The 655-nt window shown below is 59.8% G+C and carries 2 protein-coding genes; both read right to left on the bottom strand.

Translation table 11 applies throughout. The annotated features are described in order from the left end of the window. Window positions 1-228, bottom strand: a 228-nt coding sequence (locus tag ABEA02_RS19880) for an IS3 family transposase (RefSeq protein WP_345534896.1), incomplete at its 3' end; no start/stop codon positions are given. Further along, a complete protein-coding gene (locus ABEA02_RS19875) occupies window positions 225-557 on the bottom strand; it encodes a transposase (protein ID WP_345534895.1) in 333 nt (110 codons plus the stop codon). The genes ABEA02_RS19875 and ABEA02_RS19880, both read right to left, overlap by 4 nt. Window positions 558-655 lie beyond the last annotated feature (98 nt).

The raw sequence follows: 655 nt of genomic DNA, 5'->3' as shown, positions 1-655 counted from the left end.
GGCCTCCCGCATCAGGCGGGCCACGCGTTTGCGTCCGACAGCCACGCCCTCTGTACGCAGCGCCCGATGGATACGCGGACTCCCGTAGGTCTCGTGACTGCCGCGATGCACGTTGATGATGCGCGCCTGCAGGCGCGCATCATCAACACAGCGCTGGCTGGGCTCGCGTTTGAGCCAGGCGTAAAAGCCCGCACGTGTCACATTCAGATAACGGCACAAACTGCTCACGGCGTGTCCGGCTCTGTGTCGTTCGATGAACTCGAATCGCTCTTGTTTCGTTCGGCACAGAACCGGATGAATTTTTTTAGGATGGCATGCTCCTCTTTGAGAAGCGCATGCTCCCGCTCCAGCGCACGCAGCCGTTTGAGCTCGGCGGTGGTTTGCGGATCGAGCTTGGAAGGCTTGGCCACAATCACTCCATCACGGACTTGTTTGCGCCACAGTGACAGCATGAACGGGTGAATGTCCAGCGCTTCAGCCACATCCTTGACCAGCACGCCCGGCACGTGACTCAGTGCCACCGCCGTCGCTTTGAAGGCATCGCCGTAGCGACTCACCTTCTGTACTCCTGGTGTTCCCATACAACCCCCAACCGGTAGGTCAGGGTGTCAACTAAAACGGGTCAGGTCCCCGGTCCGCTTGACTGTAGGGTTAG

Source organism: Viridibacterium curvum (assembly GCF_039544165.1).
GTDB lineage: Bacteria > Pseudomonadota > Gammaproteobacteria > Burkholderiales > Rhodocyclaceae > Viridibacterium > Viridibacterium curvum.
The sequence above is the reverse complement of the archived record's forward strand: the minus strand, read 5'-3'. Positions and strand labels throughout refer to the sequence as shown.